Origin of the sequence: Sunxiuqinia rutila, assembly GCF_050589705.1 — a bacterium.
In the GTDB taxonomy this organism is placed as follows: Bacteria; Bacteroidota; Bacteroidia; order Bacteroidales; family Prolixibacteraceae; genus Sunxiuqinia; species Sunxiuqinia rutila.
This window is the reverse complement of sequence record NZ_JBNGOT010000001.1, coordinates 352,545-369,458: the sequence shown is the minus strand read 5'-3', so window position 1 is coordinate 369,458 and position 16,914 is coordinate 352,545. Positions and strand designations below refer to the sequence as shown.

Genomic DNA, 16,914 nt, shown 5'->3' with positions numbered 1-16,914 from the left:
ATGAAAAATATGAGTTTCGCGCAGCCTGTTGTACAAAACAAAAAGGACGACTGCCATCCCCTTTAACCGGGTAATTGCAATCGTCCTTTCAATGCGCTATTGGCTGGGATCAGGCTACCAAACCAAATCTGAACCGGCTAATTTATCCGCGTCCAAATTGCCAGCTTCAATTGACTTGAAGTGTTTGTAAGTTCCCACTTTCAGTTCATAAGTTGCCTGCTCGTCGCAAACAATCATTCCTTTGGGGTGCAGCTGCAGCGCGCTGATGGTCCACATGTGGTTCACTCCTTCTTCAACAGCATGGCGTAAAGCTCTTGCTTTCGACAGGCCATTCACAATAATTACCACTTCTCTGGCATCCAGGACAGTTCCAACACCAACGGTCAGTGAGCTTTTAGGCACCTTATTTACGTCATTGTCGAAAAAGCGAGAATTGGCCACCATGGTATCGTAGTTCAACTCTTTGTCGCGTGTGCGAGATACCAACGATGAACCTGGCTCATTAAAAGCAATGTGTCCGTCAGCACCAATTCCACCTAAAAACAAATCAATTCCACCAACCGATTTAATTTTATCCTCGTAACGTTGGCATTCTGCTTTCACATCCGAGACATTGCCATTCAGAATGTTAACATTCTTTTCCTGAATATCGATATGTGAAAAGAAATTATCCCACATAAACGAGTGGTAACTCTGAGGGTGATCTTTAGGAATTCCCACGTATTCATCCATATTGAAGGTCACCACATTTTTAAAGCTCACTTTTCCGGCTTTATGCAAGGCAATTAACTCTTCGTAAGTTGCCAATGGAGAGGATCCTGTTGGTAAGCCCAGGACAAATGGTTTTTCTTCGGTAGCATTGGCTAACTGAATTCTTCGCGCGATGTAGTTGGCCACCCAACGTGACGCAACCTGATGTGTTTCTTGAATAATTAATCTCACGTTATTTCATGTTTTAATGTGAATAGTTCTATTATACGGCTAATTGCTTCCCGGCTTTAAGAAGGGTTTAAACTTCCAGAGGCAAACCGCTTACACAGCCTTCGACAGAGCAAAATGCAAAGCTACAATTTTTACCATTAAAGCCTCCATTGCCAAGCCGAATTAACTGTTTACTAACACTCGTGTCGTTTTAAAGCACTCCCGAACAAATCAAAAATCAAACTCACTTGCTAAATTTTCATTTTTGAAACATCATTCTACAGAAAAGGGCAAGACAAAGCATGTATTTATGACAAAAAGCTGGTAAATTTATTCTGAAAGGAATGAATGCCATGAACAGGTCCTACTTCAAACTGAAACAAATACTGCCTTTCCTGATTCTGGCAGCACTGGCTGTAACCATTGTTTCACTTACAGTTGGAAAGGAAATATACGGACATCGCGAACACAACCTGCTGTCCTTTGGCGTGGTTAACTTTTCAGGCTATTTGTTCTTCTTAGTCATGCCGGTAGAGCTGGCGTTTATTTACTACCTCACCTCGGGTATGGATGTAATGCTGCTGAACCTGCTGGCAATAAGTACAGCACTGGCCGCACAGGTCATTGATTATTACATCGGGCGTTTCTTTAGCGGGCGCATCATCGACCAGCTGATTGGTCGCCACCGGTATGAAAAAGCCAAAGAGGAGATCCGAAGATATGGCAACATCACCATTTTTGTTTTCAACCTGCTGCCACTTTCCTCCCCTGTTATTTTACTGGCCGCCGGCATGCTCAAGCATAACCTGAAAGAAACGCTTTTCTACAGTTTGCTGGGCTTGTTTTTGAAATACCTGCTGATCAGCCTCATTTTTTAACGGCATAAAAAAACCCGAAGCACATTCGGCACTTCGGGTTGATTTTATCTTATGCGAAAAGCGCTTACAACAACTCTGCTTCCAGCAACAATTCTTCCATATCAACCTGCACATCCATCGCGGCTTCGCGGGCTTTTTCAGCAAAGTCCGTATCATTCGAAGCATAAATAATTCCACGCGATGAGTTAACCAACAGGCCACACTGGTCATTCATGCCGTATTTGGCTACTTCTTCCAGGCTACCTCCTTGTGCTCCAACACCAGGAACCAATAAAAAATGATCAGGCACAATGGCCCGGATTTCTTCCAGTTTCTCAGCCTTAGTAGCTCCAACCACATACATCATGTTATCGGTATCGCCCCATTGCTGCGAGGTTTTCAACACCGTTTCGAACAGCATTTCGCCATTGGCCTCATTTTTCAGAAACTGAAAATCGAAAGCACCTTTATTTGAAGTCAGTGCCAACAGAATAACCCATTTATCCAGGTAAGTCATGAATGGCTTTACCGAATCTTCGCCCATATAGGGAGCCACAGTTACCGCATCAAAGTCCATCCGATCAAAAAATGCCCGAGCATACAAGTTCGAGGTGTTTCCAATATCGCCCCGTTTGGCATCGGCAATAATAAATTGCTCCTGATATTTTTCACGAATGTAGTGCACCGTTTTCTCCAGGCTTTCCCAACCGGTAACACCCAAACTTTCGTAGAAAGCCAAGTTGGGTTTATAAGCCACACAAAGATCCTGCGTAGCATCAATAATTTCTTTGTTGAAAGCAAAGATCGGGTCAGAAGTTTCTTTCAGGTGTGCAGGAATTTTCAGGATATCAGAGTCCAGGCCCACACATAAAAAACTTCTTTTTTTTCTGATCTGTTCAAATAATTGTTCGCGGTTCATGTTTATGCTGTTTTAACAAAGGGGTGACCCTAAGCCACCCCCCCACTAATATTTTAATTTAAATTTCTGCTTCTTTCAGTCGTTCTGAATTTTCTTCGACCATCAGCTTTTCGATAATCTCATCGATGTCGCCATTGATAATGGCCTGCAAATTATAAAGCGTCAGGTTGATGCGGTGATCGGTTACCCGGCCTTGTGGCCAGTTGTAGGTCCGAATTTTAGCTGAACGGTCGCCGGTTGACACCATGGTTTTCCGTTTCGAAGCAATCTCATCCAGGTATTTCTGGTGCTCCATGTTGTAAATACGGGTCCGCAGTTCGGCCATCGCTTTATCCAGGTTTTTAAGCTTCGATTTTTGATCCTGGCACTGCACCACAATTCCGGTAGGAATGTGTGTCAAACGAATGGCTGAATAGGTGGTGTTCACCGACTGTCCACCCGGACCTGACGAACAGAACTCATCACGACGAATGTCTTCGTTTCGCAGTTCAATATCGAACTCTTCCGCTTCAGGAAGCACCGCTACCGAAGCAGCCGAGGTGTGCACACGCCCCTGTGTTTCCGTTTGAGGAACACGTTGTACCCGGTGTACGCCTGATTCATATTTCAGTACACCATAAACGCCTTCGCCCGTAACGGTTGCTACAATTTCCTTGTATCCGCCCGAGGTACCTTCATTCACGGTAGTCACTTCCATACGCCAGCCCTTTTTCTCGCAATACTTCGAGTACATGCGGTACAGGTCGCCGGCAAAAATACTGGCTTCATCACCACCAGCTCCTGCGCGAATCTCCAAAATGGCATTCTTGCTATCTTCCGGATCAGCCGGAACCAGCAAGAGTTTTATTTCTTTTTCTTTGGCCGGAAGCAGCTCTTCGCTGGCTTCAATTTCTTCGCGGGCCATTTCGCGGATTTCTTCATCCGTTTCCTGTGCCAGCATTTCTTTACCCGATTCGATATTATCCACCAGGCTACGGAATTCTTTAAAGGCTTTCACCAAAGATTCCAGCCGCTTGTATTCCTGGCTTAGTTTCACGTATCGCTTCATGTCAGCCATTACCGACGGATCGGTAATCTGTTGGCCTACTTCATCCAGCCGGTGCTGAATGGCTTGGTACTTTTCTAATATTGAATGGTCTGCCATATTTTATATTCCAAATTCCAAGTTTAAAAATCCATCATCAAAAACGATTGAACTGCTACAAAAGCCTTGACTTTTGCGGTTCCGAATTGCTTCCATAAAGCAATCAGAGCTAGTACTCAAAGGTTCCGAACTCGGATTCGATCGTTAGTTTTTTCCCTTCGCAAGCCTCAACCCGACCAACAATCTGCGCATCAATGTTAAATGATTTTGATATTTCAATGATTGATTCTGCAAACTCCGGTTTCAGGTAAATTTCCATGCGGTGCCCCATGTTAAATACTTTGTACATTTCGGACCACTCGGTTTTTGATTCTTCCTGAATCAATTTAAACAACGGAGGAACAGGGAAAAGGTTATTTTTAATTACATGCACCTGATCTACAAAGTGCAGCACTTTGGTTTGCGCACCGCCCGAGCAGTGCACCATGCCATGAATATCAGCGCGGTGATGATCCAGAATTTTCTTGATCACCGGCGCATAAGTCCGTGTTGGAGAAAGCACCAGTTTCCCGGCATCCAGGCCAAGGTTGTCAATGGCATCGGTTAGCTTTTTGCTACCGGAATAAACCAAATCAGCCGGAACTTCCGAGTCAAAACTTTCCGGATATTTCTGGGCCAGGTAGTTGGCAAATACATCGTGACGAGCCGAAGTCAAGCCATTGCTGCCCATCCCGCCATTGTATTCTTTCTCGTAAGTGGCCTGACCAAAAGAAGCCAGTCCAACAATCACATCACCCGGCTGAATGTTATCGGCCGAAATCACATCTTCGCGCTTCATCCGGCAAGTTACCGTTGAATCGACGATGATGGTGCGCACCAAGTCGCCCACATCAGCCGTTTCGCCGCCTGTAGGATAAACCCCAACGCCCATTTCCTGCAATTCCTTGCACAGCTCATCGGTTCCGTTGATGATGGCTGCAATAACTTCGCCTGTAATTTTATTCTTGTTCCGACCAATGGTTGACGACAACAGAATATTGTCGGTTGCGCCCACACACAGCAGGTCGTCAATATTCATAATCAGAGCATCCTGCGCAATGCCTTTCCACACCGACACATCGCCGGTTTCTTTCCAGTACATATACGCTAAGGAAGATTTGGTACCAGCACCGTCAGCGTGCATAATGTTACACCACGCCGGATCGCCGCCCAGCACATCGGGAATAATTTTGCAAAATGCGTTTGGAAACAATCCCTTGTCAATATTTTTAATGGCCTGATGGACATCTTCTTTCGATGCGGAAACGCCCCGCGCCATGTACCTGTTATCGCTCATAAAATCAGTCTGTATTTTCAGACCACAAAGTTAATATTTTTAGGCGATTCTGAAATTAGTAATTTGTAGGTATTCGCATTAATCTCCAGCAAGCGAGGAAAGCGTCTGTCGCATCAGCAAGGCATCGCTGCCATCCTGGTAATAGTTTTTCCGCCTGCCAGTATGCTCAAATCCCCAGTTTCGATACAGCTGAATGGCCCCGGTATTGTGTTCGCTCACTTCCAAAAACAGGAATATTTTCCCACTCTCTTGCGCCACCTGAACCGCTTTCTCCAACAAGCGCCGGGCATATTGCTTCCCCCGGAACGCAGGAGCCACAGCCAAAGAGTAAACCCGCAAACCCAGGCTATTCTTTCGTTTGAGCAGAACGATAAAACCAGCGATCTGACTTTGCTCAGTCAGTACAAAGAAATTGCCGGCAGCGCGGCTTAGCAGGTAGAGTATCTGGCGGCGCGAAAAGCTTTCGGCAGCAAAACACTCTTGCTCCAACCGAACAAGCTCATCCAGATCGGTCTTTACAGCAAGCCTTATGGTTAACTCACTTGCTTTCATTAACGGCGTTTTTGTTCCAGCCGGTCTAAAAACTCACGCAGAATCAGGCGATACAACTCATCGCCCAGGATAGCATCTTCAACGCCCTGATCAATCGAAGGATTGTCGTTGACTTCAATCACTACCGACCGACCATCAATTTCTTTTAAGTCGACCCCATACAAACCTTTTCCAATCAGCGAGGCTGCTTTTACAGCATTCCGAACCACATGCTTGGGAACCTTGCCGATGGGTACCGACTCAAAAGCACCCGAGCGCGTTTTACCATTATCCTGGTGGTTGTAGATTTGCCAGTGTCCCCGTGCCATAAAATACTTGCAGGCATACAGCGCCTCGCCATTCAACAAGCCAATGCGCCAATCGAAACGGGTTGGCATAAATTCCTGGGCCAGAAATACCGAAGACTTTTCTGACAACAGTTCCAGTGCCTTGCCGTATTCCTCTTCGTTGCTCACTTTATGCATGCCAACAGAAAAAGAGCCATCCGGCACTTTCAATACGATGGGGTTTCCAAGAGCCGTTTCAAGCTCATCAAAAGCAATGAGGTTATTCTTGAAAATCAGTTTGGACTTGGGCGTTGGAACACCTTCCCGCTCCAGCAGTTCTTTCAGGTACACTTTGTTGGTACACCGAATAATGGACAACGGATCGTCGATAACCACCATATCGGCCTGCCGTGCCTGCTGAGCCAGCCGATAAGTCAGGTGATTGAGCGCTGTGGTTTGTCGAATAAACAAAGCATCAAACTCAAGCAAGCGAATCGTGTCCTCTTCCGTAATCAGTTCGGCATTGATGTTCATTTTCCGGGCTTGCGACAAAAACTTATTCAAGGCCCCTTTATTACTGGGCGGCAACTGCTCTTCCGGATCGTGCAAAATGGCCAGATCAAAGCGGGAAGATTTGTGCGAGCGCGGCTGACGCCAGACTTTCTTATTGAATCTATCCAAAGCCTGAGCAAACAAATCCTGCTGCTCATCACTCAACTCATTCAAACTTAAAGGACGGATGGAGTCAATCTGGTTTTTGGCGCGGTTAACAAAGCATACCCGTAAAATGGGGCTTGGCAGCTGTTCAAAAACAAAATGAGCCACCTTGTTCATTTCCGGCACGTTGCAGGTCCCAAAGTAAATATCAAGGGCCACCAATTCCTGCTCTGGTTGATTCAGGGACTGAATCCAGCGGTAGGTCATTTTCTGCAGGTTATCATCCAAACGGGCAATAGCACCACTTTCCATCCGGTTCAACACATCCACATCGGGCAACACTTTATGGCCGCGGGCCTGAGCCAGCAGCGAACAATAATAGCCTTCGGAGTGGTACTGAAGCTTCTCGCAAAGGTTTATCACCAGCAGATTCTTCTTACTTAAATGCTCATTTTGCAGATAATCTGCCGCAGTGGTAATGGTTTCCGTTTCGTAGTAAGGTTTCCATTGCATCACTGAATCCAATAATATTAAGGTGGACTGCATGCGTTATTTTAGTCAAAAAAAAATAAGGTTAACGGATTAAAATCCGGCGGACATCAAATGCCGCCAATCACTCTGTGCCCAAAGGCAACCCAATCTAAACAGACAACTAGGCATCAGCCAGTTGAACGGTCGGATCAGACGTCCTATTGACAATGCAATTGTACGTAAATAAATGATTGATTATTCTTCCGCCTGCTTTAATTTCATAAAATAACGACCGGAAAATTCAGCTACATCATCGGGCTTAAAATACGGGCAAACGACTCCATGATTTTACGATACCGGCTCCGCTGTTTCCATTCATCCAGCAGCAACTCCTCACTGTTCTCCAGGTCATCCAAAAACAAGGCTTCTACCTGATGCGCCATGGGTTCATCATAAATCATGGCATTCACTTCAAAATTGGTTTCAAGACTCCGAAAGTCCATATTGGCTGTTCCTACGGAAGAAAAAACACCGTCGACCACCATAAACTTGCTGTGGGTAAAACCGGGCTTATAATGAAAGATGCGCACGCCAGCTTCCATCAGCTCCTCCACATAGGAATCGGAGCCCCACTTGGGGAAAAAGGCATCCGAACGCCCGGGCAACAAAATACGAATATCGATTCCGCCAAGTGCGGCCGTTTTCATGGCATAAATAATTTCGGAGGTTGGAATAAGGTAGGGCGTGGCCAAAAACACGCGTTCGCGAGCCGATGCGATGGCCGAAAAATAAGCCTGTCCAATACTTTCCCAATCCGAATCGGGACCACTGGACACCACTTGCATGAGCTTGCCATCTCCACCCGAAAGCTCCGGGAAATAGCGTTCTCCCTTCAGGATTTCCTTGGACACAAAATACCAGTCGGCCATGAAAATAATTTGCAACGAAATAGCCGCACCGCCGGTCACCTTCAGGTGGGTATCACGCCACAAGCCCAAATCCTGGCTTCCATGCATGTAACGATCGGCAAAGTTCAATCCTCCTGTAAAGCCAACTTCTCCATCAATAACAATAATTTTGCGGTGGTTCCGGTAATTTACCCGTGAAGTAAGCATGGGAAAGCGAACCCGCATAAAGCAGTCAATTTGCACACCGGCCGCCTGAAGCTCGCGAATGTATTTTTTAGGCAAACGCCAGCTGCCTACGTCGTCATAAATAAAGCGAACTTCAACGCCCTGAGTGGCTTTCCGAATCAACAACTCCTTCAGCTGGTTGCCCAGCTCATCATTTTCAACAATGTAATACTCTAGGTGAATGTGATCCCGGGCTTGTTCGATGGCCTGAAAAATAGCCGGAAAAGTTTCGTGTCCATTCCGAAGCAAGGTCACCTCATTATCGCTGGTCAACAAAGCATTGGAGTTTGACAACATCAAGTTCATCAAGTGTCGCTTACTTACAATCTGCTCATCAAAAAGGTGCTCGTTCTCTGGCAGCAAACGCAGTTGATCCTGCGTTTCTTTCCGTAACCTCTCAAGGTAATACAAGCCCTTTTTCGAAAACATCTTTTTCTTGCGGTACTCCTGCCCAAAAAACAGGTAAATAATGATACCCGCTACCGGCAAGGTAACCAAAACCAAAACCCAGCTAATGGTTTTAATCGGACTACGATTCTCAAGAATAATGAAAACAGCGATGAAAACAACCGTTACAAAGTACAAGATGGTAACGGTTCCTGGCGTGTATTGCCAGATTCCCTTCAAAAACTCTACCATTCAAGAAAGATTTAAATCAATCAACTAAATTTCTGTATTTTTCACCTGATAAACAAACCATGGCCCTTTTTCGTATAAAATTTCAAAACAGCAGCCATGAAAAATTTTGCATTTATCCTTCTGGTTTTAATTTTAGCCGCTTGCGCCAGCCAGAACAACATTCAACTCAAAGAAGTGAATGCGGAGGAAGAAAACGACAGTGTCAGCTATGAATTGATTGTGTTGGATCCGGGTTTCGAGAGTTGGTACATTACCTACAGCAAACCGTCGTGGTACCATTCTCAAAGCTATTATGAAAACTGGAACCAACAATATGTGAATGCGTGGAACTACCAAACCATTTGGCGACACAACTCACAACTGCTCGATGGGCAAATCAACTATGATTCGCAAACAGACTACGGACTGGAAATCAACCACAAACTGTTCTATTACTTTCAATATGTAGAGCGCGTGCTGAAAATTCGAATCATTGAAAACGGGCCAAGGGCTATTTAAGCCGGATTGATAAAAAACTTCAGCAAGGTATCGTGCATATTTTCCGATTGGGATGGTGCTACGGGCAAACGAGGAGCGGGCACCCCTTTTACAAAAAAGGTATTCCCATAGTACACATAGGCTTCGTCCCACAAATTCTGATCGATAAACGATTGCAGCAAATGCTGGCCCCCCTCAACCACCACCGACTGAATGTCGCGGTCATACAAATACGCTAAAACCTGAGGGATAACCTTCGTCTGAAAATCAATTTGCACATATTCCAGGTTGGGCTTCGATTCGACTGCTTCCTGGGTAAAAACCACCGTAGGACAGCTTCCGTTTTTCAGGTTCAGCTTTTCCGACAAGTGGTTGGTGCGATCCAAAAGCAAGCGCAAGGGCTGATTGCCATCCCACTCACGAACGGTAAGCGAAGGATTGTCTTTCAAAGCCGTGTTGGTGCCGATTAAAATAGCAGCTTCCTCGGTCCGCTGTTTATGCACCTGCCTGCGCGAAAGCTCATTGCTAATCCAGGTGGGCTTGCCATAGGTTATTTGCGAACGGTCAATATCCAGAAATCCATCCATGGTTTGTGCCCATTTCAGAATCAGGTAAGGTCGTTTTTTCTGATGAAAGGTAAAGAAACGCCGGTTCAGCCAGAGGCAGTCTTTTTCCAGCACCCCAACCGTAACCTCAATCCCGGCTTTACGCATTTTTTCAATGCCTTTGCCGGCCACTTTGGCAAACGAATCAATCGAACCAATAATCACTTTCGGAATCCGATGTTCAATAATCAAATCGGAACAGGGAGGTGTTTTACCAAAATGCGCACAAGGCTCCAGACTCACATACAGGGTCGATGACGACAGCAAATCCTTGTTTTTCACCGAGCGAATGGCATTGACTTCAGCATGAGCTTCACCACATTGCTGATGAAAACCTTCACCAATAATTTTCCCTTCATGCACAATCACACAGCCCACCATCGGGTTTGGTGCAACATTGCCGGCACCCAAACGGGCCAGTTCCAAACACCGGTTCATGTATTTTTCAGCTGTGTTCATCCCAAAAAATTTAACTTTGCCAAAAATACAAATAAATGCAGGCAAGCATCAAGTTTATCCGAAAAGAATTAACCGGGCTTTATCACGAAGGTGAAATTGAAAGTCTGATCCGCATCATCTTTGAAAAGCTCCGGCGCTACACGCTAAGCGACCTGATGCTGAAAAAAGATGTCCTTTTGACGGAAGAGGAAAATCAGCAAATCCTCCAAATTGTGGCCCGGCTAAAAAAGCAGGAGCCCATTCAGTATATTTTAGGTGAAACCGAATTCTACGGACTTCCGTTCAAGGTCACCCCCAGTGTATTGATTCCCCGGCCCGAAACAGAAGAGCTGGTGGACTGGATTTTGAAATCCCGTCAAACCCAGGCTCCCCGCATTCTTGATATGGGAACCGGCAGTGGCTGTATTCCCATCAGCCTGAAAAAGCACTGGCCCGAAGCTGAGGTAATGGGCTGCGACATTTCGGAGGAGGCCCTGGATGTTGCCCGCAAAAATGCAGGACTGAACAAAACCGAAGTGGCTTTTTTTCACCTGAACATTTTAAACCCACTGCTTCCCGAGTCTTTCCCCGGTATTGACATCCTGGTTAGCAATCCGCCTTATGTTACCGATTCGGAAAAAGCAGTCATGAGCGACCTGGTTTTAAACAACGAACCGGCAAAAGCCCTGTTTGTACCCGATGAAGACCCGCTGGTCTTTTACCAGGCTTTAACCACATTTGCCCTGAAACACCTTCGGTATGGAGGCCAGCTATTCTGGGAAATCAACGAAGCTTTTGGCGAAGAATCGGTTGCTTTATTGAAAGAAAACGGTTTTTCAAACGTTACCTTAAGAAAAGATATAAACGGAAAGAACCGCATGATTTATGCGGAAAGACTCCGACCATAAAATCCCTCTTATGAAACGCAGACAATTTATCACACATAGCCTTCTGGCAGCCGGCGGCTTTTGCCTTTTACCAAAAGCTTATGCAGCCACAAGCCACCCCGAGATGGTGATTTTACGAGGCGGAAGTCCGGCAGAGATGCTTGACTTGGGACTGGAAGCGCTTGGCGACCTGGACCGGTTTATTCAGCCCGGACAAAAAATACTGGTAAAACCCACCCTCCAATGGAACCAGTCGCCCGAAAGCGGGTTAAACACCAACCCCAAATTGCTGGCCACCTTGGTCAGACGTTGCTACGAAGCAGGCTCACGGGGCGTTTTCCTGGTTGACCAAACTGAGGATAAATGGACCCAGTGCTACAAGAACAGCGGCATTGAACGAGCAGTAAAAGATGCCGGTGCCAAAATTCTGCCCGGAAACAAAGACTTCTTGTACAAAAGCGTAAACATTCCCAACGCCCAATCCATGCAACACCCCAAGTTGCATGAGGTTTTGCAGGAAGTGGATCTGATCATCAATGTGCCGGCCGTACAAATCAGGCCAGACAACCAATATTTTGGAGCATTCCGAAACTTGGAGGGCTTAATCTGGCAAGAGTCCGGCAATCAATCTATGGCTCCGCAACAACTGCTTGACTTTCTGCACTACAAAAAGCCGAGCCTAAACATTATGGACGCCTGCCGGGTAGCAACTCCAACAGGCTTGAAGGACTATAAAAGCCTGATTATTTCAACCGATATCGTATCAGCCGAAAGCTATGCTGCCCAACGCCTTGGCATCAATCCGGAAAGCTTGCCCTACCTCGCACTGGCAGAACAAGCCGGTCTGGGAAAAACCAAACTTGCTCAGGAACAAATCCGGAGTATCATATTAAAAAACACCAAGCAATAAATCCTTCCCAAACGGGCTTGATTTGCTTGCTGGCTTTTCTTTATATTTGTTTAAACTGTTTTATAAAACTTGAACCATCGCCTTGAAAAAATTTCTCAGAAATAGCATCCTGTTTTTCAATCTACTGGCCATCCTGGGACTTTTAATGAGCTACCTGTCTGTCAAAATCAGTCCGGCCAGCTGGTGGGTTGCCGCCTTTTTTGGCTTGGCCTTCCCTTATTTTTTATTGCTGAACCTGCTTTTCATTGTGCTGTGGTTATTTACCAAAACCCGCTTTGCCATTTTATCCCTGCTGGCCATTGCCGTGGGCTACACCCACCTGTCGCACTACATTCAGCTAACAGGTAAGCAAAGCACGGAAGAAGGCCTGGTTGTTTGCAGTTACAATGTGAAGAATTTTTATGGTGATATGCGCAGCAAAAAAAGCGATGTTGCCGCCAACGTATTAACACACCTTCAAAGTAAAAAGGCCGACGTAATTTGTTTGCAGGAGTTTCGCCCATCCGGCCAAAACAGCTTTACCAAAAGGCCAACCAAAGGCAAGCTACCCGATCCCAAAAAACTGAAATATGTGCACACCAGCAAAACAGGCTCGCTGGTTAACTATTCCAGCTTCCCCATTATTTACAAGGAAGAAGTGCACTTTGAAGCCTCGGCTAACATGATTCTGATTTCGGACCTGAAGACCCCAACAGACACCCTTCGCCTGTTCAACTGCCACCTGGAAAGCTATCGGTTTACGGATGCTGAAATCCAGTCGCTGGACTCCATTTCGTTTAAAGAACAGGAAGAAACTTACCGCAAAGTACGGTACACCGGATCGAAGCTAAAGAAAGCTTTCATCAAACGCACCGAGCAGGCCGAAACCCTGCACCAGCTCATTGCGGCCTCTCCGCATGAAGTCATTGTTTGTGGAGATTTTAACGACACGCCCATTTCCTACACCTACGCCACGGTGGCCCAGGGACTAAAGGACGCCTTTGTTGGTTCGGGAGTTGGCATTGGGAATACCTACCTGGGCAAACTGCCCTCGTTTCGAATTGACTATATCCTGCATAGCCCCAATTACCAAAGTTACAATTTCAAGGTTGACCGGGTGAACTACTCGGACCACTACCCCATCAGCTGCACCTTAATCAAAAGCGATCAGTAAAGCTTTTTTCGCTTGCGCAAAAACTGGTGCAAAACCTGGCTGAATTCTTCATTGATGTCGGCTTCAACCAGGTCGATATGGTACTGGCCGCACTTCACCCGCAGCTGCTCAAACCGCTGAGCAATCGCTTTCAGGTAATTTTCTTTTAGTTCGTGGGGCGAAAATTTCAACTGCTGACCACTTTCCAGGTCAACAAAGCGGTAGGGGCGGTTCTGAAATTCGAACTGCTTCTCCTGCTTATGGTCGGTTACATGAAAAAGAATGACTTCATGCTTGTTGTACCGCAAATGCTGCAAGGCCGAGAAAAGCTCCTCGTCTTCGCTGTCATCCATCATATCGCTAAAAATCAAAATCAGCGATCGCTTATGCACCTGCTCGGCAATTTGATGAAGCGCCTCAACCGCATTGGTTGTTTTGCGAAGATCATCCTTTCCCCTCGCTAACAATCCGGCCAGCTTACCATACAGCAACTCCGCATGCACCGAGGACAATCGGCATTCGGAATGATATTCAATATGATCGGAAAACAAGCTTAAGCCAACCGAATCGCGTTGCCGCCGCATCAAGTACATCAGGGCAGCAGCGCTGTAAGCTGAAAATGCCAGCTTATTGAACAGTTTATGCTTGCCCGTTTCATAAGGAAACAACATGGACGAGGAAGTATCAATCACCAGCTGGCAGCGCAGGTTGGTTTCTTCTTCATACTGCTTAACATACAAACGATCTGACCGGGCAAACAATTTCCAGTCGATGTGCTTGGTCGATTCCCCTTGATTGTATTGCCGGTGCTCGGCAAACTCAACCGAAAACCCATGAAAAGGGCTGCGGTGAAGTCCGGTAATAAAACCTTCAACCACTTCACGGGCAATCAGCTCCATATTGTCGAACTGCTGAAACTGCTGGATGTCAAAAAGTTTGTTCATTGTTTACAAAAATAGGCAAAGCAATGGCGCTAACAAGTTTTCCGACGATCTAATTTCGCAACCAAGTCAGGAAACAGTCTCATTTTCCGGCCGAACAAAAACCTACGGCTTAGTCGATTTAATTTGAATTTCTGATTTGTTTCAAGCAAGCTTGTTTCCTATTTTTGAGCCATGGAAACGATTGAAAAAAACACCTGCCAAAAAATTGGCTATTTTCAGAAACCGCATGGCATCAAAGGGGCACTCTCCTTAATTTTTGAGCCGCAGTATGACTTAAGTCTGGAAGAAGAACCCACCCTTTTTCTGGAACTGGACGGCCTGCTGGTTCCTTATTTCATTTCGGACGAAGGTCTTCGCTTTCGTTCGGCCGAGTCGGCCATTGTGCAGCTGGACTGGATCGAGAACGAAGAACAGGCCCGCAAACTGAACGGAGTTTCCGTTTACCTGAAAGAAGAAGATCTTATTCATTCGGAGGATGAATTTACGCTTCACCACCTCATTGGCTTCCGCCTATCGGACCCCAAAATTGGGGAGATCGGTACCATTGAGCGCGTGGAAGACTTTGGCGGCAACCTGCTGTTTCAAGTTCAATACCACGGCAAAGAAGTGCTGATTCCGTTCAATGAAGATTTACTGGTTCAACTGAATGAGGACGAACGGACAATCGTTATCCAATGCCCCGATGGAATTCTGGACCTCGATTAATTTTTTAGGCCCGCTCATGCAACCTTTCATTTTTTAAGCGGTCTTTACGAAGTGAACAAACAATAGAAAACTAAAATAACACGCTATGAAAACAAAATTGATAACCTTAGTTACCATCTTTAGCTTATTTATCGGACTGACTGCCAAAGCGGACGAAGAAACCAGAGAAGTTCCTTCCTTTTCTGAAATCTCCATTCGCATTCCGGCTCAGGTCTATGTTGAACAAGGCGAAAAACAATCGGTCGAGCTGGTGGCTAAGTCATCAACCCTGGAAGAAATCATCACGGAAGTAAAAGGCCGGGAACTGATTATTCGTTTTGCTGCCAAAAACTACGTATTCAAATCATTCACTCCGGGAAAAATTGAAGTATACATTACCGTCCCCGAAATAAATGCTTTATCACTTTCCGGCTCAGGCGACCTGATCAATGATGGCCCCATTGTAAGCCGTATTCTTGACCTTACAGTAAGCGGAAGTGGCGACATTTTACTGGACGACCTGAAAGCTGACCGGGTTAAGGCCTCGGTTTCAGGCAGCGGAAATATTAAAGTTGCCGGCGACGGTGTTTCTGATGACCTGTCGATCAACCTTTCCGGATCGGGCAATTTCAAAGGCATTAACTTTGAATCAACCGATGTGAAGGTAAAAGTAGTTGGCTCGGGAAGCGCCGATGTGTTTGCCGTAAAAAACCTGCATGTGCGCATTGCCGGCTCCGGAAACGTAACCTACCAGGGCAATCCGCTGGTTGACCAGGGAATTGCTGGCTCCGGAACAGTCAAAGAATATTAAGCGAAGTATCGCTCAAAATAAAAAAATGGCACGTCAACTGATTGACGTGCCATTTTTTTTTATTCCGTTGTTCCTGGCTATTTGGTGATACTCATTTTTTTCACCGTCTTCTCGCTTACATTCATTGTCTTCATCACGGCATCCAGGTTGTTAATATCAACTGATTTAGTTGACCAGAAATCGGCAGGCAGCACCGCAATCCGGAATACTTGATTATCGGTTTCTTCCGGCAGAAGCTCACCCACCGTTTCTTCAATGAAGATCTGAACATCTCCCACGGTATAGTCAAAATTATACTGAATGACGCCCTCGTTCACAACAACGGTTTGAGGCAAAGCCCGCCAAACATCCAGCCATTCGCCAGTGCTCGACTCCACTTGGTCCCACAAAATGTAAACCATGACGATATCCGTATCGTAAGTCGTAAAATCTTCCGGGAAAGCAAAATACAAGGTATAATCATTGGTCGGTGAAAAAGTTCCCTCTATTTCAAAAAGATAGCCATTCTCTCCATCAAATCCGTCCAGTCCATCTTCTCCCGGAGGTCCGGGAGGGCCTACTGGTCCTTCACAGGCCGCAAAAACAGCAAGTGTAAGGATCATTAAAAGTCGTGTAATTGTTTTCATACGCTTCAATTTTTATTGTTTATTTTATTCTAACTTCCTATAAGTTCCCGATTAAACAAGATTAATGCCAGAACTTGAATCCCAAACGCAAAAGGATGCTATTTATTTCTACTAAGCAAGGATATCAACCAAACGAATGTCAAACGAAAGCACCGCATAAGGTGGAATTTTATTGCTGGTTCCTTTGCGCCCCCAAGCCAAATCAGCAGGCACCCAAAACTTATACCGACTTCCTTTCCCCATCAACTGGAGGCCTTCCTGCAAACCCTCAATCAACTCAGCAAGCTTCACCTCGTCCGGCTTATTCTGGCGGTAAGTATCTTCCAGAATGGTTCCATTCAGCAGCAAGGCCCGCTGATGAATCAGCACAATACTGTAAGCATCTGGCTTTTCACCTTCCACTTCTTCCACAATTTTATACTGCAGCCCGGTAGCCGTTTCTACCACGCCTTCCTTTTGCGCATTCTGTTGCAGAAAGTCCTCTCCAACCTTCTGATTGTACCCTGCTGAACTTTTACTTTTCCCTTTTTTCTCTCGTCTTGCCACAATTTGTTTTTCTTCAAAA

At 45.8% G+C, this 16,914-nt stretch carries 18 protein-coding genes; 7 read left to right on the top strand and 11 right to left on the bottom strand.

The window, feature by feature from the left end; translation table 11 throughout:
- Window positions 1-114 precede the first annotated feature (114 nt).
- Window positions 115-942: a glucosamine-6-phosphate deaminase gene (gene nagB / locus ACRD6K_RS01355; RefSeq protein WP_430971756.1), complete on the bottom strand. Its 828-nt coding sequence runs from the start codon at window positions 940-942 to the stop codon at window positions 115-117.
- A gap of 332 nt (window positions 943-1,274) precedes the next feature.
- On the opposite strand from nagB, the gene ACRD6K_RS01350 reads away from it, so the two are divergent.
- Window positions 1,275-1,799, top strand: a complete 525-nt coding sequence (locus ACRD6K_RS01350) for a DedA family protein (protein ID WP_299578246.1) — start codon at window positions 1,275-1,277, stop codon at window positions 1,797-1,799.
- Window positions 1,800-1,863: 64 nt separating this feature from the next.
- Here the strand turns inward: ACRD6K_RS01350 and pyrF are convergent, their stop codons facing one another.
- The 6 genes from pyrF to cls form a co-directional block, all read right to left on the bottom strand.
- Window positions 1,864-2,697, bottom strand: coding sequence for an orotidine-5'-phosphate decarboxylase (gene pyrF, locus ACRD6K_RS01345; RefSeq protein ID WP_430971755.1), 834 nt, complete (start codon window positions 2,695-2,697; stop codon window positions 1,864-1,866).
- Between the two features lie 58 nt (window positions 2,698-2,755).
- The gene (prfA, locus tag ACRD6K_RS01340; protein ID WP_299578248.1) at window positions 2,756-3,841 is read right to left on the bottom strand and encodes a peptide chain release factor 1; all 1,086 of its coding nucleotides are present in this window, start codon (window positions 3,839-3,841) and stop codon (window positions 2,756-2,758) included.
- A 109-nt stretch (window positions 3,842-3,950) separates the two neighbouring features.
- Complete coding sequence (locus ACRD6K_RS01335; RefSeq protein ID WP_299578249.1) at window positions 3,951-5,117, bottom strand: AIR synthase related protein; 1,167 nt, start codon at window positions 5,115-5,117, stop codon at window positions 3,951-3,953.
- A gap of 78 nt (window positions 5,118-5,195) precedes the next feature.
- Window positions 5,196-5,669 (bottom strand): GNAT family N-acetyltransferase, encoded by a 474-nt coding sequence (locus tag ACRD6K_RS01330; RefSeq protein WP_430971754.1) that lies wholly within the window; start codon window positions 5,667-5,669, stop codon window positions 5,196-5,198.
- Entirely contained in the window at window positions 5,669-7,138 is a 1,470-nt protein-coding gene (locus ACRD6K_RS01325; RefSeq protein WP_430971753.1) for a RimK family ATP-grasp domain-containing protein, read from the bottom strand. Before ACRD6K_RS01325 ends, ACRD6K_RS01330 begins: the two co-directional genes overlap by 1 nt.
- 230 nt (window positions 7,139-7,368) lie before the next feature.
- Window positions 7,369-8,835, bottom strand: coding sequence for a cardiolipin synthase (cls, locus tag ACRD6K_RS01320; RefSeq protein WP_299578252.1), 1,467 nt, complete (start codon window positions 8,833-8,835; stop codon window positions 7,369-7,371).
- A 96-nt stretch (window positions 8,836-8,931) separates the two neighbouring features.
- Here cls and ACRD6K_RS01315 point away from each other — a divergent pair, with 96 nt between their 5' ends.
- On the top strand, window positions 8,932-9,333 hold the full coding sequence (locus tag ACRD6K_RS01315) for a DUF6146 family protein (RefSeq protein WP_299578253.1): 402 nt from the start codon (window positions 8,932-8,934) through the stop codon (window positions 9,331-9,333).
- Here ACRD6K_RS01315 and ribD read toward each other — a convergent pair.
- Window positions 9,330-10,376, bottom strand: a complete 1,047-nt coding sequence (gene ribD, locus ACRD6K_RS01310) for a bifunctional diaminohydroxyphosphoribosylaminopyrimidine deaminase/5-amino-6-(5-phosphoribosylamino)uracil reductase RibD (protein WP_430971752.1) — start codon at window positions 10,374-10,376, stop codon at window positions 9,330-9,332. The two genes, ACRD6K_RS01315 and ribD, sit on opposite strands and share 4 nt — an antisense overlap.
- Window positions 10,377-10,411: 35 nt before the next feature.
- Between ribD and prmC the strand changes: the two genes are divergently transcribed.
- From prmC to ACRD6K_RS01295, 3 genes are all read left to right on the top strand, one after another.
- On the top strand, window positions 10,412-11,263 hold the full coding sequence (gene prmC, locus ACRD6K_RS01305; RefSeq protein WP_299578255.1) for a peptide chain release factor N(5)-glutamine methyltransferase: 852 nt from the start codon (window positions 10,412-10,414) through the stop codon (window positions 11,261-11,263).
- A gap of 10 nt (window positions 11,264-11,273) precedes the next feature.
- Window positions 11,274-12,152, top strand: coding sequence for a DUF362 domain-containing protein (locus ACRD6K_RS01300; protein ID WP_430971751.1), 879 nt, complete (start codon window positions 11,274-11,276; stop codon window positions 12,150-12,152).
- An 82-nt stretch (window positions 12,153-12,234) separates the two neighbouring features.
- Window positions 12,235-13,305, top strand: coding sequence for an endonuclease/exonuclease/phosphatase family protein (locus ACRD6K_RS01295; protein WP_299578257.1), 1,071 nt, complete (start codon window positions 12,235-12,237; stop codon window positions 13,303-13,305).
- Here the strand turns inward: ACRD6K_RS01295 and ACRD6K_RS01290 are convergent.
- Window positions 13,299-14,228, bottom strand: a complete 930-nt coding sequence (locus ACRD6K_RS01290; protein WP_430971750.1) for a DUF58 domain-containing protein — start codon at window positions 14,226-14,228, stop codon at window positions 13,299-13,301. The two genes, ACRD6K_RS01295 and ACRD6K_RS01290, sit on opposite strands and share 7 nt — an antisense overlap.
- A gap of 171 nt (window positions 14,229-14,399) precedes the next feature.
- Between ACRD6K_RS01290 and rimM the strand changes: the two genes are divergently transcribed.
- Window positions 14,400-14,933: a ribosome maturation factor RimM gene (gene rimM / locus ACRD6K_RS01285; protein WP_430971749.1), complete on the top strand. Its 534-nt coding sequence runs from the start codon at window positions 14,400-14,402 to the stop codon at window positions 14,931-14,933.
- An 85-nt stretch (window positions 14,934-15,018) separates the two neighbouring features.
- Complete coding sequence (locus ACRD6K_RS01280; RefSeq protein ID WP_430971748.1) at window positions 15,019-15,723, top strand: head GIN domain-containing protein; 705 nt, start codon at window positions 15,019-15,021, stop codon at window positions 15,721-15,723.
- A gap of 77 nt (window positions 15,724-15,800) precedes the next feature.
- On the opposite strand, the gene ACRD6K_RS01275 is transcribed toward ACRD6K_RS01280, so the two are convergent.
- Both ACRD6K_RS01275 and ACRD6K_RS01270 read right to left on the bottom strand, forming a co-directional pair.
- A complete protein-coding gene (locus ACRD6K_RS01275; RefSeq protein WP_430971747.1) occupies window positions 15,801-16,349 on the bottom strand; it encodes a hypothetical protein in 549 nt (182 codons plus the stop codon).
- A 111-nt stretch (window positions 16,350-16,460) separates the two neighbouring features.
- Window positions 16,461-16,895, bottom strand: coding sequence for an FKBP-type peptidyl-prolyl cis-trans isomerase (locus ACRD6K_RS01270; RefSeq protein ID WP_430971746.1), 435 nt, complete (start codon window positions 16,893-16,895; stop codon window positions 16,461-16,463).
- Window positions 16,896-16,914: the final 19 nt, after the last annotated feature.

What these genes read in the sequence shown, in the direction of transcription:
- ACRD6K_RS01350 (WP_299578246.1), top strand. Translation starts at nt 1,275, where the DNA reads ATGAACAGGTCCTACTTCAAACTGAAACAAATACTGCCTTTCCTGATT.
- pyrF (WP_430971755.1), bottom strand. Translation starts at nt 2,697, where the DNA reads ATGAACCGCGAACAATTATTTGAACAGATCAGAAAAAAAAGAAGTTTT.
- prfA (WP_299578248.1), bottom strand. Translation starts at nt 3,841, where the DNA reads ATGGCAGACCATTCAATATTAGAAAAGTACCAAGCCATTCAGCACCGG.
- ACRD6K_RS01335 (WP_299578249.1), bottom strand. Translation starts at nt 5,117, where the DNA reads ATGAGCGATAACAGGTACATGGCGCGGGGCGTTTCCGCATCGAAAGAA.
- ACRD6K_RS01330 (WP_430971754.1), bottom strand. Translation starts at nt 5,669, where the DNA reads ATGAAAGCAAGTGAGTTAACCATAAGGCTTGCTGTAAAGACCGATCTG.
- ACRD6K_RS01325 (WP_430971753.1), bottom strand. Translation starts at nt 7,138, where the DNA reads ATGCAGTCCACCTTAATATTATTGGATTCAGTGATGCAATGGAAACCT.
- cls (WP_299578252.1), bottom strand. Translation starts at nt 8,835, where the DNA reads ATGGTAGAGTTTTTGAAGGGAATCTGGCAATACACGCCAGGAACCGTT.
- ACRD6K_RS01315 (WP_299578253.1), top strand. Translation starts at nt 8,932, where the DNA reads ATGAAAAATTTTGCATTTATCCTTCTGGTTTTAATTTTAGCCGCTTGC.
- ribD (WP_430971752.1), bottom strand. Translation starts at nt 10,376, where the DNA reads ATGAACACAGCTGAAAAATACATGAACCGGTGTTTGGAACTGGCCCGT.
- prmC (WP_299578255.1), top strand. Translation starts at nt 10,412, where the DNA reads ATGCAGGCAAGCATCAAGTTTATCCGAAAAGAATTAACCGGGCTTTAT.
- ACRD6K_RS01300 (WP_430971751.1), top strand. Translation starts at nt 11,274, where the DNA reads ATGAAACGCAGACAATTTATCACACATAGCCTTCTGGCAGCCGGCGGC.
- ACRD6K_RS01290 (WP_430971750.1), bottom strand. Translation starts at nt 14,228, where the DNA reads ATGAACAAACTTTTTGACATCCAGCAGTTTCAGCAGTTCGACAATATG.
- rimM (WP_430971749.1), top strand. Translation starts at nt 14,400, where the DNA reads ATGGAAACGATTGAAAAAAACACCTGCCAAAAAATTGGCTATTTTCAG.
- ACRD6K_RS01280 (WP_430971748.1), top strand. Translation starts at nt 15,019, where the DNA reads ATGAAAACAAAATTGATAACCTTAGTTACCATCTTTAGCTTATTTATC.
- ACRD6K_RS01275 (WP_430971747.1), bottom strand. Translation starts at nt 16,349, where the DNA reads ATGAAAACAATTACACGACTTTTAATGATCCTTACACTTGCTGTTTTT.